This window comes from Longitalea luteola, from assembly GCF_017356035.1.
Lineage (GTDB): Bacteria > Bacteroidota > Bacteroidia > Chitinophagales > Chitinophagaceae > Niastella > Niastella luteola.
This window is the reverse complement of record NZ_JAFIQX010000002.1, coordinates 845,547-859,808: the sequence shown is the minus strand read 5'-3', so window position 1 is coordinate 859,808 and position 14,262 is coordinate 845,547. Positions and strand designations below refer to the sequence as shown.

The 14,262-nt window shown below is 43.4% G+C and carries 14 protein-coding genes; 7 read left to right on the top strand and 7 right to left on the bottom strand.

The features are described 5' to 3' along the window. Positions 1–197: 197 nt before the first annotated feature. The 5 genes from JUB15_RS07800 to JUB15_RS07780 all read left to right on the top strand — a co-directional run bounded on the left by JUB15_RS07800 (position 198) and on the right by JUB15_RS07780 (position 4,878). The gene (locus JUB15_RS07800; protein ID WP_207511898.1) at positions 198–1,073 is read left to right on the top strand and encodes a cell division protein FtsX; all 876 of its coding nucleotides are present in this window, start codon (positions 198–200) and stop codon (positions 1,071–1,073) included. Between the two features lie 99 nt (positions 1,074–1,172). Further along, a complete protein-coding gene (locus tag JUB15_RS07795) occupies positions 1,173–1,427 on the top strand; it encodes a DUF3098 domain-containing protein (protein ID WP_207511897.1) in 255 nt (84 codons plus the stop codon). Positions 1,428–1,601: 174 nt separating this feature from the next. Continuing rightward, a complete protein-coding gene (locus tag JUB15_RS07790) occupies positions 1,602–2,399 on the top strand; it encodes an undecaprenyl-diphosphate phosphatase (protein ID WP_207511896.1) in 798 nt (265 codons plus the stop codon). A 117-nt stretch (positions 2,400–2,516) separates the two neighbouring features. Next, on the top strand, positions 2,517–3,908 hold the full coding sequence (locus tag JUB15_RS07785) for an MFS transporter (RefSeq protein WP_207511895.1): 1,392 nt from the start codon (positions 2,517–2,519) through the stop codon (positions 3,906–3,908). 130 nt (positions 3,909–4,038) lie between these two features. Further along, the gene (locus tag JUB15_RS07780) at positions 4,039–4,878 is read left to right on the top strand and encodes an MBL fold metallo-hydrolase (protein WP_207511894.1); all 840 of its coding nucleotides are present in this window, start codon (positions 4,039–4,041) and stop codon (positions 4,876–4,878) included. Between the two features lie 1,449 nt (positions 4,879–6,327). On the opposite strand, the gene JUB15_RS07775 is transcribed toward JUB15_RS07780, so the two are convergent. Next, positions 6,328–7,122, bottom strand: a complete 795-nt coding sequence (locus JUB15_RS07775; protein ID WP_207511893.1) for a DUF3108 domain-containing protein — start codon at positions 7,120–7,122, stop codon at positions 6,328–6,330. A 51-nt stretch (positions 7,123–7,173) separates the two neighbouring features. Further along, positions 7,174–8,130: a lysylphosphatidylglycerol synthase domain-containing protein gene (locus JUB15_RS07770; protein ID WP_207511892.1), complete on the bottom strand. Its 957-nt coding sequence runs from the start codon at positions 8,128–8,130 to the stop codon at positions 7,174–7,176. A 77-nt stretch (positions 8,131–8,207) separates the two neighbouring features. Between JUB15_RS07770 and ruvC the strand changes: the two genes are divergently transcribed. Then, complete coding sequence (gene ruvC / locus JUB15_RS07765) at positions 8,208–8,783, top strand: crossover junction endodeoxyribonuclease RuvC (protein WP_207511891.1); 576 nt, start codon at positions 8,208–8,210, stop codon at positions 8,781–8,783. A gap of 48 nt (positions 8,784–8,831) precedes the next feature. Here ruvC and JUB15_RS07760 read toward each other — a convergent pair whose 3' ends face one another. The 5 genes from JUB15_RS07760 to JUB15_RS07740 all read right to left on the bottom strand — a co-directional run bounded on the left by JUB15_RS07760 (position 8,832) and on the right by JUB15_RS07740 (position 12,503). After that, entirely contained in the window at positions 8,832–9,227 is a 396-nt protein-coding gene (locus JUB15_RS07760; protein WP_207511890.1) for an HIT family protein, read from the bottom strand. 102 nt (positions 9,228–9,329) lie between these two features. Next, the gene (greA, locus tag JUB15_RS07755; RefSeq protein ID WP_207511889.1) at positions 9,330–9,803 is read right to left on the bottom strand and encodes a transcription elongation factor GreA; all 474 of its coding nucleotides are present in this window, start codon (positions 9,801–9,803) and stop codon (positions 9,330–9,332) included. A 336-nt stretch (positions 9,804–10,139) separates the two neighbouring features. Beyond that, positions 10,140–11,063, bottom strand: coding sequence for an NAD(P)-dependent oxidoreductase (locus tag JUB15_RS07750; protein ID WP_207511888.1), 924 nt, complete (start codon positions 11,061–11,063; stop codon positions 10,140–10,142). A 34-nt stretch (positions 11,064–11,097) separates the two neighbouring features. Beyond that, positions 11,098–11,850 (bottom strand): 16S rRNA (adenine(1518)-N(6)/adenine(1519)-N(6))-dimethyltransferase RsmA, encoded by a 753-nt coding sequence (rsmA, locus tag JUB15_RS07745; RefSeq protein WP_207511887.1) that lies wholly within the window; start codon positions 11,848–11,850, stop codon positions 11,098–11,100. Between the two features lie 254 nt (positions 11,851–12,104). After that, positions 12,105–12,503 carry a hypothetical protein gene (locus JUB15_RS07740; protein WP_207511886.1) on the bottom strand — a complete coding sequence of 133 codons (399 nt, stop codon included), beginning with the start codon at positions 12,501–12,503 and terminating at the stop codon, positions 12,105–12,107. 382 nt (positions 12,504–12,885) lie between these two features. Here JUB15_RS07740 and pdxA point away from each other — a divergent pair, with 382 nt between their 5' ends. After that, complete coding sequence (pdxA, locus tag JUB15_RS07735; RefSeq protein ID WP_207511885.1) at positions 12,886–13,986, top strand: 4-hydroxythreonine-4-phosphate dehydrogenase PdxA; 1,101 nt, start codon at positions 12,886–12,888, stop codon at positions 13,984–13,986. Positions 13,987–14,262: the final 276 nt, after the last annotated feature.

The window sequence follows — 14,262 nt, the reverse complement described above, 5'->3', positions numbered from 1 at the left end:
TAAACGCTGATTCCGTTCTTATTGAGAATCAAACGTTGAGGAAACGTTAAAAAGTAATTCACGCCTGAAATTTTTATGTCAATTCGATCGTTAAGAAGGATGTCAAAAATACGGATAATAACCGTTTTACCGGGATAAAACCGTTATTTTTGCCGCTCTTTTAGAGGCATTATTATCCCTTCAAAAAATAAAATTTCATGGCGCAATTCGGAAAAGCATCGGCCAAGCGTTCCAAACCATCTTACTTCATGGCCATTTTAGGGGTTACCATTGTACTCTTTTTTGTAGGTGTTTTCGGATGGCTGTTACTTAATGCCAGCCGGTATACCGAAGAGCTTAAAGAAGACATCAAGCTGCAGGTATACCTGCGCAGAAGCGCTACCCAGGCTGATGTGGATTCGCTGATGCAATACATCAAATCGCGTCCCTACACCAAAACCATTGAATTCATCGATAAAGAAACGGCCAAAAAACAGTGGATGGAAAAAGGGGAAACCGATTTCCAGGAACTGCTGGATGAAAACCCGTTGCCCGCATCCATCGACTTCAACCTGAAGAACAGTTATGTGCAGAAAGACACTATCGCCGCCATAACAGCCGACCTGGAACAACGGCAGCTGGTTGTAGAAAGTGTTAAATACCCCGCTTTCGTGGTGGAAAAAATGGGTTCGTCGGTTCGGGTCGGACTGATCGTTTTCGCAGCGCTGGCCGCCCTGTTCTGCATCTTATCGATCATACTTATCGATAATACCATCCGGTTGGCCATGTACAGCAACCGGTTTTTGATAAAAACCATGCAAATGGTGGGCGCTACCCGTGGTTTCATTGCCCGGCCGCTGAACATGCGGGCCGTATTGAACGGCGCCATTGCTGCCCTGGTAGCCATTTTTCTGATCTACGGATTGATGTTGCTGTCGGAGTATTTTCTGCCCTACCTGCGCGACCTGCGCGATAATAGCAAGGTGGCCATCCTGTTCATCTTCCTGATCGTACTGGGCATCAGCATTACCCTGTTCAGTACCTACCGCAGCGTGGTAAAATACCTGAAAATGAAACTCGACGACCTGTATTAAACGTCAAACGCTTGCCCGTCCCGAAAAACAGCTTTAAGCCTCACGCCTTTAGCTTTGAGCGTTAAAATTACCTATATTGCGCACCTAATAATTGGCCCAATGAAGGAAACAAAAAAACAAACCACTCCTGCTACCAGCCTGTTCACCAAAGACAACTATATCTGGATGATCGCAGGAATTATCCTTGTAGCCATCGGCATTATTCTGATGGCGGGTGGTAAAAGTGATGACCCCAACGTTTTCAAGGAAAATGAAGTATACAGCGTTCGTCGCATCACGATTGCCCCGATTCTGATTTTACTGGGCCTCGGCATTGAAGTGTATGCCATTTTCAAGAAGCCGAAGGCAAGTTGATAATTAATACGTTTTCAATTATAAGTTATACAAACTTATTAAAAGCGATGCCTAGTCAGTATCGCTTCTTTTATTTATATACTTTTTAATTACCGGTAAGTTACCAAGTCATTAACTTGCCCACTCGTTAACCTGCCGGCAGGCAGGCTTTTGAATTGATCAATAATCCAACTAATGAACACGTTACACGCAATTATTATAGCAATCATCGAAGGTCTTACCGAATTCCTGCCTATTTCATCAACCGGTCATATGGCTATTGCCTCCGCCATTATGGGCGCTCATGGCGATTTTGCCAAACTGTTTGAGATCGTGATCCAGTTCGGCGCCATTTTATCGGTCGTTGTACTTTACTGGCGAAAATTCTTCGACTTTAAAAAGATCTCATTTTATATAAAACTTGTCATTGCTATCATCCCTGCCCTGGTTTTTGGCGCCCTGTTCAAAAAACATATCGATGCCATGCTGGAAAAACCGATGATCATTGCTTTGATCATGCTACTGGGAGGTGTTGTGCTGCTGTTTGTTGACAAATGGTTTCAAAAGCCTGCGATCGATAAGGAAGAGCAGGTCTCCAATAAAACAGCTTTCATCATTGGCTGTTACCAGGTTTTGTCTATCCTGCTTCCAGGTTTAAGCCGGAGCGCCGCCACCATTATCGGCGGTATGCAACAAAAATTAAGCAGACGGCTGGCAGCTGAATTCTCGTTCTTTCTGGCCGTACCAACCATGATGGCGGCTACTGTCAAGAGCCTGTACGATATATATAGAGAACAGCCCGAATTGATGAACACTGATAACTTAAGCACGCTATTACTGGGCTGCGCTGTTGCTTTTGTTGTAGCCATACTGGCCATCCGCTTCTTCATTGGCTTTTTGCAGAAATATGGCTTCCGTTTATTCGGCTGGTACCGGATCATCGTTGGATTGGTATTATTGATCCTGTTCTATACCGGTGTAATTGGAAGTTAACCTTTCGTGCTTTACAGGTTTCAAATTGCAGCTTACAGGCATTCGTTGAACTTGTAACCCGTAACTTGTACCTTTATCCTATCTCCAAGACTCATAACCTTAACCAAAGCTTCTACAATGCAGATAGCTTCCAGAAAAGTAATTAACGCCTGGTGTATGTACGACTGGGCTAACTCAGCGTACAACCTGGTCATTACCTCCACCATATTTCCTGCTTATTATGAAGCCATCACTAAAAACAGGTTGCCGGATAATGAAGTGGAATTCCTGGGAAGAAAGTATGTAAATACCGCCTTATATAATTACGCCCTGGGATCGGCATTTATAATTGTTGCATTCATTTCCCCGATACTAACATCTATAGCTGATTATCGCGGCAACAAGCGCAATTTTATGCGTTTTTTCTGCACCCTCGGTGCCATCTTCTGTTCGCTGCTTTATTTCTTTGCACCACAGCCAAATGCTGACGGAACCACTACATTAAGCGCCAGAAGCCTTGACATTGGTATCTTCTGCATGGTCATTTCCTGTATTGGTTTCTGGGCCAGCCTGGTGTTCTATAATTCCTTCCTGCCCGACCTGGTGCCGCATCGCCTGCGTGACCGCATCAGTGCCCGCGGTTATACCTGGGGCTATATCGGCAGCGTTATTTTACAGATCCTATGCTTTATTGTGGTGTTCTTTCCAACATCCTTCGGGTTTAACACACTATATGAAAGAAATTATATGCCTGCCCGTGTTTCGTTTGTGCTGGTAGGTTTGTGGTGGTTCGGCTTTGCACAGATCCCTTTCCGCTACCTGCCCATCAGTACAGTTAAAGAACGGCATGAACGAAAAAATGTATTTACCAACGGTTTCCTCGAACTCAGGAAAGTGTGGAGCCAGTTGAAGCATATGCCTGTACTCAAACTGTTCCTTGTGTCGTTCTTTTGGTACAGCGCCGGCATACAAACTGTTTTCCTGGCAGCAACCCAGTTTGGGGCCAAGGAACTGCACCTGCCTACCGATAAACTCATCATCACTATTATGATCATTCAGCTGGTGGCTATTCCGGGTGCTATTTTCATCTCGAGAGCGTCTGAACGGTTTGGGAATATTCAAACCCTGATGGCTGTTGTACTCGTTTGGATAGGCGCCTGTATTGGTGCTTACTTCACTTATACGGATATACAATTTTATATTTTGGGCGCTATTGTCGGACTCGTGATGGGAGGCATACAATCGCTTAGCCGTTCCACTTACTCCAACCTGATGCCCGATACAAAAGACACAGCTTCGTTCTTTAGCTTTTATGATGTTACGGAGAAAATCGCCCTGGTGATGGGCATGTTCACATTTGCGTATATAGAAGAACGCACCATTAAGTTCGGTGGCATGCGTAATTCGGTATTGGCCCTGATGGTATTTTTTATGTTGGGCTTTGTGTGGCTCGGATTAACTATGAGGAAGGTAAAACGTTTAAACCTGAACGTGCCTCTCGGCAGGGACGCGCTTAACGCAGAACGCTAAAGGCTTAAAGCGGAAAACAAAATCCGCCAAGAACGGCATCCGGCCGAATGCTTTTTTGTACTTTACGCTTAGCTTAAGGATTAGCTCTTTAATGTATTCACGATTAATAAATCATTACATAATTATCACCATGCAATTATACTCGATAAATACAGGATACTTCCGGCTAGATGGCGGCGCCATGTTTGGCGTGGTACCCAAATCTATTTGGAATAAACTGAATCCTGCCGATGAAAACAACCTTTGCAACTGGGCTATGCGCAGTATGCTCATTCAGGAGGAGAACCGGCTGATATTGATTGATAATGGCATTGGTGATAAACAGGATGATAAATTCATGCGTCACTATTATTTGAATGGTGATGATTCGCTGAACAAGTCCCTCGCAAAATATGGCTTTCATGCTGATGATATAACTGATGTATTTCTAACCCATCTGCATTTTGATCATTGCGGTGGCAGCATCATCAGGTCGGGTGATAAGTTGGTCCCTGCCTTTAAAAATGCAACATACTGGAGCAACCTCAGGCATTGGGAGGCCGCCACGCAGCCTAATGACCGGGAAAAAGCTTCTTTCTTAAAAGAAAATATATTACCTATACAGGAAAGCGGTCAATTGAAATTTGTAGAGCCTACAGATGGCGTTGAATTTTCAGATTCCATGAAGGTACGTTTTGCTTATGGACACACGGAGGCCATGATGTTGCCGCAGATCAATTACAAAGGACATACCGTTGTATATGCAGCAGACCTGTTTCCTGCTGTAGCGCACCTGCCTATTCCGTATGTAATGGCGTACGACATGTTCCCACTCACTACACTGCAGGAGAAAAAACAATTTCTAACAGAAGCAGTGGCGAACAATTACATCTTATTTTTTGAACATGATCCTGTTAATGAATGTTGTTCGTTGCAACAAACCGATAGAGGTATCAGGCATAAAGAAGTGTTTAAGCTGGATGCGTTGTAATTAAGCTCGCCTGTATCAGGTGACTAACTGATTGATTGTTTACATCTAATATTAACTACCCTATAAATGGTTGTCAATCCTATATCATAAACATTCATGACCCGGCCTGTAAATTCAATCTATATTATTGCTGCATGTTAAATGCGTTGCTCAACGCAGTTAAAACCCAGTCTTTTACCTGCATCATTTGATTAAGAATTCATTACCTACAAATTATTTTAACACCGAAACAACCCCATCTCGCAAAAGATAACTTGGGCTGCTGTTCGGGCGGATGCATTTTTATATGAACTCATTCTAAATGTAATACCCAAACGTAGAAAAATCACTTATTGATCAGGGTTAACGTTAGTGTTTAAACAACGACAAAACAAGTCGATGTTCCCTTAAATTTCAATTTCGCTTTTGGCGCTTTTGACGCTATTGTCGTTTTGATCGAAAAACAGGTCTTACTTACACAAAACGAATATATTTTTATTTATATATTATTTTATTACAATTTTTTCAATTCTAAGATTCGTTTTGATCGGGTTTGATGAAAAAATGCATTTTTAAATTTTAAGTTTTTTTGAGATCGCTAATCATTAAAAACCGGTTTTTCTAAATTTCTACTTAGCCGATCATAGCAACCACGTATTTATTTTTTTCGGGATCATTCGAGATGCAGAAACAGACATTTTCTGATTTCGTCTTTTTACGATTGCAAAGGTTTTGAGTTTGCCCACTTAAACCGGTGCCACCAATTGAAAAGCGATCTCAGTTTCAGTACCCTTCGACTCTTTGTAATTGATTTATTGAATAAGCCCGGTGCACAGGACAGGCTTCGCCGGTTAATCAGTTTCCGGTGCAAACGGGCAAGTCCAATTTTTAATTGACTGGTTTGCAATATATTCGGGGGCCGGTCTTGGCGTAGCGGTTGAATCAGCTGCCCGGTGTAAGCGGTTATTCCGCATTTTTAAATCACTGGTTTGCAATTTAATGGCATTGAGTGGGCGGTTAGGCCGACGGGTGCAGTGTGTGGATGAGTTGCCGACAAGCCACAAAATGCGATTTTGCGCGCTAGCCAGTTGCCGAAAAATGAGGGAGCCATTATTTAAGTGATTCGGCCCGGTGTATGCCGGCGTGGATGAGTTGCCACGTCAAAGAATGTGGTTATACGGAATCGCCAATTACCAGACAAAAGGGGGTGATTCCAGTAGATTCTTAAAACGTTTTAACAAATTGCCACTTAATTACCGGATCGGTGAGACTTTGAGAATTTAAACCTGTAAATAACTAATCGAAAGGCGCATATATGCAAGCAACGGATAATGTTGATTGACTTTTAATTATTTACACGGCACCAAGGAACAACGCGAGGTTATTATCGGCTGCTTCCGGAGACTCGCAAATAGTGCAGGTAGCCCCGGTTGATCCTATCAATCTACAAGTTGCCAACCGGCAATTACCTTACAGGCTCACCAGGGAAGTGAGCGGATAGCGCAGATTGCGATAACTGATCATGTCTATCTTTACGCTGCCAACCGAAATCGGGCTTTCGATGCGCACCGGAATATGGTTTCTGTCATCACTCACCCAAACAGTCATTTTCTCACCCCCTTCAAAAATGGTCCCTTTGATCAGAAGCGGTTTGAATTTGATGGCTTTGAACTTTCCGTACTTGGTCTTGATGGTTTCCTTACCCAGGTACCGGATATACATCTCATACACCTCATTATCGAGGAACATGGAAAAATTGATCCTGTCGCCTACCTTGTATTTATTAAAATCAATATTCCGGGAATAGTAAACGGCACTCAATACATCCTGCACACATTCAGGAACTTTATATACTCCCTGGTTGGTCACGGCCGAGTTAGTGGTTTTATTGAACGTTACATTCTCATATTTTTTATAGCCACCCTCGTATACATTGCGAATAAACCGGTATGGCTGTAAGGTAGCCGTATCAATATAAGTTTCGTATTTATCCCGAACCTTGAAAAAGTTATCGTAAAAGCTATAGGTTTTACCGTCCCCTACAATATGATATACCGGTTTACCGGCCATCTTCTCCAGGGTAGTGTTAAAAGTGGCTTCGCCGGCCCCAAAATAGGCGCCCACGACCGTATAAAACACCTTCAGGGTGATCATTTCGCCATTCGAAAAAGCGGAATTACGGATATTGCAAAAGCCGTCCCCTGCTTTTAGCGGAAAATACATGATCAGAAACAGAAGGAAGACAAGTGGTCGGTTTAATTTCATGTAACGCTATCAATTAATCCATTTAATAAGGTTGACGTCCGGGCCAGTGTATTATTTTCTACTATTGAATAATTTAATGCCCAAAATTAGCAAACTCCCGATTAATGCGGGTATCACCAGGTTGATGATCCATATAGCCAGGGAGGTAGCCAGAATTCCAGTAATATTGTTATCAAAAATTTGTACCACTTCAATGCCCACCTTCCATCGAACCCCCAGATCTGTGATCACCGCAATACTCGGTACTATAGATAAAACAAGAAAAATAACACTTACAGCACCCACAACCTGGGCAGCAGTTACATGCACATCAAATACATCGAACAGCAGGTAATATTGCCCCATAAAAACGCTGTACCTCAACACAGATAAAGACAATATCCTGAATAAGATGGTTGCGTTAAGACTATCTAAAACCCGTACATAAGACACAGGCTTTCGTAATCGTGGGATCTTTTCCACCCATCTCACAAGGCCCGCCAAACGAAAATAAAACAGTGTTAAAATTACAGCGGCAACTATTGCAATATATAACACCAATTTCATCCAAAGCCCTGCAAACGTATGAAGCAATTCTGTATTCCCATAAGCCTGTAAATATAAAATTCCGCCAATTCCTGCCCACCAGGTTACCAGCAGCTGCCCCATACTGCATACAATAGTAAGTGAAATTGCCTGTATTCGCTTGCCTTCATCAAGATATAATATTCGGCCTACGTATTCGCCGATGCGGTTAGGTGTAAAAAATCCCAAGGTGGTTCCTGTAAATACCGCTTTGGCAGACTGCATAAATGAAAGGTCCTGAACCCGCCTGATCACCAGCTGCCACTTACGCGATTCCAACCCCCAGTTGACCAGCATAAGCGCCATTGCCAAAAAAACTTTCCACCATTCGGCACCTGATAATACCTGCCAGGCGTGCTGTAATGAGGTCTTCCAGTTGTTCTGCCGTAATAATTGCTGGTAAATTGACCAGGCGAGCAGGCAAAACACCAGCGGCCCAATCACGTAGTTGAGAAGAATTTTGATATTTTTGTTCGACGTCACCAAAATATGTTCACAAAGTAATCCAATCCCAACGCTCCTTGCAAACACCTTCAAAAATAATTCTTGGTATTGATCCCGGTACCTTATTCATGGGATACAGCATTATAGTGGTATCGCCGCAAAAACTAAAACTCATGGAGATGAGCACGCTAAAGCTAAGTGCACGTAAAGAACATTATGAACGGCTGCAGCTTATTCATCAAAAGGTGAGTGACCTTATTAAGCAATATAAACCCGCCAGCTTTGCCATCGAAGCACCTTTTTTTGGAAAGAACGTACAAAGTATGCTGAAACTGGGACGCGCGCAGGGCGTGGCCATTGCTGCTGCCATGAACGCCGGCGTGGAAGTTTTTGAATATTCTCCTAAAAAAATAAAGCAGTCTATTACGGGCAATGGTAATGCTGCTAAAGAACAGGTTTGGCAAATGCTGCAACGCATCCTTTCCATTCAGAATAACACAGATCTTAAATACCTCGATGCTTCAGATGCCCTGGCCGTAGCGGTTTGCCATCATTTTCAGGATAATTCGCTGCAGAAGATCACCAATAAAAAATTAAAAGGCTGGGAGGATTTTATTGCGAAAAATCCTGACAGAATAACCAACAGGCAATAGACAATTCAATACAATAATCAATACGCAATTGGTGCTTCGTAAAACCTGCTAACTTTTTAACTCAGCTACTATTTTCTCCTGCGCGGCTTTTAACTGCTCAGCGGAAAGCTTCAGTTTTCCGCGTGTAAAATTAAGATCATTTATTCCGTTAATGGGCACGAGGTGCAAATGTGCATGTGGCACTTCCAGGCCAACTACAGCCAGTCCGCACCGGTTGCACGGAAACACTTTTTCAATGGCCTTGGCTATTGGTTTCGCAAATACGAGCATGCGGGCCAGGTAGTCATCCGGCACATCAAAGAACTTATCTATCTCCAGTTTCGGTATCACCAGCACATGCCCTTCCACCAAAGGAAAAATATCAAGGAATGCAAAAAACTGTTCATCTTCTGCAATCTTATAGGCCGGTATTTCACCAGCAATGATCTTTGAAAATATTGTCATACGCCCGGTTATTTATATATAATATAAATGTAGGTAAATCGCAGCACCAGCCTTATGAAAATAGTAATGAAGTATCCGGGAATCGGGGAAACAGCACCGTTGTTAAACGGTGATCTCTTCAATTTTAAATTTGAGCAAACCGGCAGGAACCTGAACTTCCGCCACGTCGCCAACAACTTTACCAAGCAGACCCTGACCTATGGGCGAGGTCACCGAGATCTTTCCTTGTTTCAGATCAGCTTCTTTTTCAGAAACTATAGTGTAGGTAATCCTTTTCTTGTTGGCAAGATTGAGGATAGTAACTTTTGTAAGAATTGATACTTTACTGGTATCTACATTTTCTGTATCCAGTATACGAACGCTGGCAATATCGCTTTCCAGCTTCTTTATTTTAGCTTCAAGTATGCCCTGGGCTTCCTTGGCGGCATCGTACTCGGCATTTTCCTTCAAATCACCTTTTTCCCGTGCTTCTGCAATTGCCCTGGCCGCAGCCGGACGATCGACTGTGCGCATCCGAAGCAGTTCTTCTTTCATTTGCTCAAGCGTTTCCTTTGTAACGTAAAGAACACTACTCATAAAAACCTCCTTTTTTAACCAGATATAATTGGCTTCTACTATAAACAGAAAAAAAGAACAACGCCTCAGGGCTGAAGCGTTGCACTACTGTTATAAAACAAAAATAAAGTTTTTTTCAGAATCATTAAGTTCCCCGTTCGATTTTTTAACAGGAATCATGCTCTTTGTTGGCAACCATAGGCTGTTGATAATTATCAGTAGGTTGAAGCTGCCTGTAAATCTGTCTTAATCTGCCTTTAATGGGCTTACAATGGGTTTCCAATAAGCCGCTTTTAACAAACTTACACAAAGCCGGGAACTGCTCCCACGGGATTAGAATTTCATTAAAGCAAAGCATTATATGCCAAGTTTCTCTAATACAACGCTGGCCATTTTATGAAATGCTTCATGGCTGTAACCGGCGGTATGGGGTGTTATGAGCACGTTGGGCTGATGCAAAAGCCAATCGAGCTCCTTTTTTTCGGCTTCAGAATAGGTTTCCAGCTTTTCATTTTCCAATACATCCAGTCCGGCCCCCGCAATTTTGCCATTTTGCAGGGCTCTAATGATGGCGCCAGTCTCCTGTACCTTTCCGCGTGACGTATTCAGGAAAAATGGCTTACGTTCGAGAGCGTCGAAAAAGGCGTCATTGGCGTAATGAAATGTATCGTCAGTCAATGGCAGGTGCATACTTATCACGTCGGCATAGCGCGCAATCTGTTCGGGATTGGCCTCCCGTACATACCCCTTTGCAAAGTCATATTTAAATTTATCATGGGCCAGTACCGTAACATCAAAAGGCGCCAGCAACCGGGCAAAAGCGCTACCGGTATTGCCATAGCCAATGATACCTACCGTTTTACCGGTAAGCTCTATGCCGCGATTGGCATCGCGGATCCATTTGCCTTCCCTGATCTCCTGCATGCTGCTGCTCATCTTGTTCATGAGGTTCAACAACATGCCCAGGGCATGCTCGGCAACGGCATTGCGGTTGCCCTCAGGACTGCTTACACATTTAATTCCCTTGCTTTCCGCATATGCCACATCTATTAATTCCATACCACTGCCCAGCCGGCCAATCCATCTGAGCCGGGTCGCCTTGTCGAGTAACGTTTTATCGATCTTTATGCGGGTGGTAACAATCAAACCTTCTGCTTCATGAATAGTGTTTAAGAGCTCTTCATAGCTAACCGCGGGAACATATTCTACGATAAACTCTTTCTTTTGTAACTGTTCTATAAGCCAGTCGTGCACTTTGGCGGTAATAATGACTTTCTTCATCTTCCTTCTTTTCCAGTATCGGGGTAATTACAATTTATTTCATGGTAAAAGTAAGCCGGGCAAAATCATTCACCGTCAATTGTTCGGCCCTTTTGTCGAATATGGTATCTGTTAATGCTTCGGGTGTGTATAAACTTTTCACTGCATTACGTAGTGTCTTACGCCGCTGGTTAAAAGCCGTTTTCACCAATACAAAGAACTGCCGTTCACTTTTCATTTCCGGAACTGTTTGTTTGGGTGTTAACCGGATCACCGCGCTTTTAACTTTCGGGGGCGGATTGAACGCATTCTCATGCACTTCAAACAAATATTCCACCTCATAAAACGCCTGTACCAATACGCTCAGGATGCCATACACCTTATTGCCTTCCCTGGCCACCACCCGCTGTGCTACTTCCTTCTGGAACATACCGATCACGGTTTGTACACTGCCTTTCCACTCCAACACTTTAAATAGAATTTGGGAAGAAATGTTATAGGGAAAATTTCCGACGAGTGTAAAGGGCTCGCTGAATGGCTGATCAACGGTGAGAAAATCCTGGTGAATGATCTTTGATTGCAAAGCAGGGTACTGCTGCAGTAACCAGTTCACTTTCTCCTCGTCCACCTCAACGCATTTGAAGTCAATGCCAGAAAGGTCAAGTAAATATTTGGTGAGGGCACCGCCGCCCGGCCCCACTTCCAGCAGCCGCTCAAATGGATGCTCCTGTAACGCCTGTACTATTTTACGACATACATTCTCGTCCTTAAGAAAATGCTGTCCCAGCGATTTTTTTAGTGTGTACACATGGCAAAAATACGGAAATCAACAGGCAATAGACAATACTGGCAAACTGCCAGCGCTTCCCGCTCCTCTGAACCGCGCGAAATCGCTGCAGGCAGGCCCAAAAGGCCTGTTCTGCAACAGTCAATGCTTTTTGCCTGCCAGCAGGCAGGTTGCCAATTAAAAAAGAGGCAGGGTTGCATCATTCATGAATGAAAAACAACCGGACCTCTTTTGATCCGCATGAAACTTAAACCTTAGTTCAACCTTTATTCTTTTCAGCCGGTCCTCTTTGAATTAAAAGGCCGGGGCTTTTTTACTATTTTTATCGGGAATAACTGTTGTTGCACATAACGGGCATATGACCATTGTTCGCCCATAGTGCTATTCTTCATTAATGTGGTTGGCGCCGTTTGCCCCCTTTGGGGCAATGCAACGTCATCAGGTATTATTTGTGAATGGAGGATATCATCAGCCAGCTTGTTACTCGTAAGCACACCATCTACCAGCTTATTGGTTGTTAAAATATCACTCGCCAGCCTATCTGCTGAATTAGAGCCATCGGTTACCGTGCCGCGAGTAACAGTATTATCGATAACCTGCGGAGTTATACGTTGTGCATGCATGTGATCATAACACACTGTTGTGATCAACACAGCGAGTAGGGTGTTTTTCATAAATACGGATTCTTCGCAAGCTATAAACGATTGTTTGTAAAAATTATTGGTGGTGCTGCGCTAAAATAAACCCTTATCGTTTCACCTTACCTGCCTTGAATGGGATAACAACCTAATACATGCATAAATGCTCCGACTAACCGGTGGCTTGTAAAAATCCACAGCAACCTTAATAGTATCTTAATCAGCACCTTTTTTCAACAAAAGGATCATTGGGTATAAGTAATTACATATCAATCAAATAGGACATGCACAAACCGCGGCTGACTGCATCAGCCAACCGGTATATGGGCCAGCTCGTGGCGGCCGATATTGCCGGCAGCATAAAAATCACACCTTGAACATTATATCGTAAATTAGCCGCTTCAATAGTAAACTCACAATGAACGCACAACAACAAAAACCTATAATAGGCATCTCGATCGGCGATTTGAACGGTATCGGGGCTGAACTGATCATAAAGACCCTGAACGATCACCGCCTGCTCGAGCTTTGTACCCCCGTCATTTTCGCCTCCAATAAAGTGATCAATTTTTATCGCAAATCAGTACCTGATATCAATTTCAGCTATCAAAGCATTAAGGAACTGAACCGCGTTAACTTTAAACAGATCAATATTTTCAATTGCTGGGAAGAAGAAGTGGGTATAACCCCCGGACAGCTCTCTGATGTAGGTGGTAAGTATGCCATCAAATCATTGACCACTGCTGTACAGGCCTTGAAAGAAGGTAAAATTCATGGATTGGTTACAGCGCCGATCCATAAAAAGAACACCCACAGCAACGAATTCAACTACACTGGTCATACGCCTTACCTGAAACATGTTTTTGGTGTACAGGATGTTGCCATGCTGATGGTGGCGGGCAACTTCAGAGTGGGTGTATTGAGCGAACACGTTCCGGTAAGCGAAGCTGCTAAATATGTTACCCGCGACAACATTCTTTCAAAACTCAGCATCATCAACAATTCACTCATAAAAGATTTTGGCATTGATAAACCCAAAGTGGCTGTGCTGGGCCTCAATCCCCATGCCGGCGACGAAGGTTTGATTGGCCGGGAAGAAGAAGAGATCATTAAACCAGCCATTAAAGACGCACGTCATTTTATGCTGGCGATGGGACCCTATAGCGCCGATGGATTTTTTGCCCGCAGGCAATATGAAAAATTCGATGCCGTACTGGCCATGTATCACGACCAGGGATTGATACCCTTTAAATCGCTGGCTATTGGTGAAGGGGTGAACTATACTGCCGGCTTACCAGCAGTTCGCACATCGCCCGATCATGGTACCGCTTTTGATATTGCAGGAAAAAATAAAGCAGACCATTCCTCTTTTCTAACGGCTATATTCGAGTGCATCGATATCATTAACCGCCGCAGTGGTTATGTTGAAAGCCATCGCAATCCCGTGAAGAAAGTAACGCCGGCTATTCTGGCCAATGTAGAAGATGAAAAGATCGAGGAAGATAACACCAACGAATGAACTGAATTGAGCACATAAACAAAGATCCTCCTGTATGATCGGGAGGATCTTTTATTTAGATAGGACAAGTAGGCTAAGGTTTAAGAAATAGTTTGGCCTTGTAAGGCTGACCCCATGAGCCGGGGCACTATCCCACATAAGCTAAGGTTTAAGAAATAAGATGCCAGTCATTGCAACTATTTCAGCAAAAGCATAGGCCAAGGTTTATGAAATGTGTTAGCAGGCATAGCCTCCCCTTTGTAGGGGCACTCATTTCATGCGAAGCATAAGTTAAGG

Coding starts and splice junctions, on each gene's coding strand:
- JUB15_RS07800 (WP_207511898.1), top strand. CDS start 198: ATGGCGCAATTCGGAAAAGCATCGGCCAAGCGTTCCAAACCATCTTAC.
- JUB15_RS07795 (WP_207511897.1), top strand. CDS start 1,173: ATGAAGGAAACAAAAAAACAAACCACTCCTGCTACCAGCCTGTTCACC.
- JUB15_RS07790 (WP_207511896.1), top strand. CDS start 1,602: ATGAACACGTTACACGCAATTATTATAGCAATCATCGAAGGTCTTACC.
- JUB15_RS07785 (WP_207511895.1), top strand. CDS start 2,517: ATGCAGATAGCTTCCAGAAAAGTAATTAACGCCTGGTGTATGTACGAC.
- JUB15_RS07780 (WP_207511894.1), top strand. CDS start 4,039: ATGCAATTATACTCGATAAATACAGGATACTTCCGGCTAGATGGCGGC.
- JUB15_RS07775 (WP_207511893.1), bottom strand. CDS start 7,122: ATGAAATTAAACCGACCACTTGTCTTCCTTCTGTTTCTGATCATGTAT.
- JUB15_RS07760 (WP_207511890.1), bottom strand. CDS start 9,227: ATGACAATATTTTCAAAGATCATTGCTGGTGAAATACCGGCCTATAAG.
- greA (WP_207511889.1), bottom strand. CDS start 9,803: ATGAGTAGTGTTCTTTACGTTACAAAGGAAACGCTTGAGCAAATGAAA.
- JUB15_RS07750 (WP_207511888.1), bottom strand. CDS start 11,063: ATGAAGAAAGTCATTATTACCGCCAAAGTGCACGACTGGCTTATAGAA.
- JUB15_RS07740 (WP_207511886.1), bottom strand. CDS start 12,503: ATGAAAAACACCCTACTCGCTGTGTTGATCACAACAGTGTGTTATGAT.
- pdxA (WP_207511885.1), top strand. CDS start 12,886: ATGAACGCACAACAACAAAAACCTATAATAGGCATCTCGATCGGCGAT.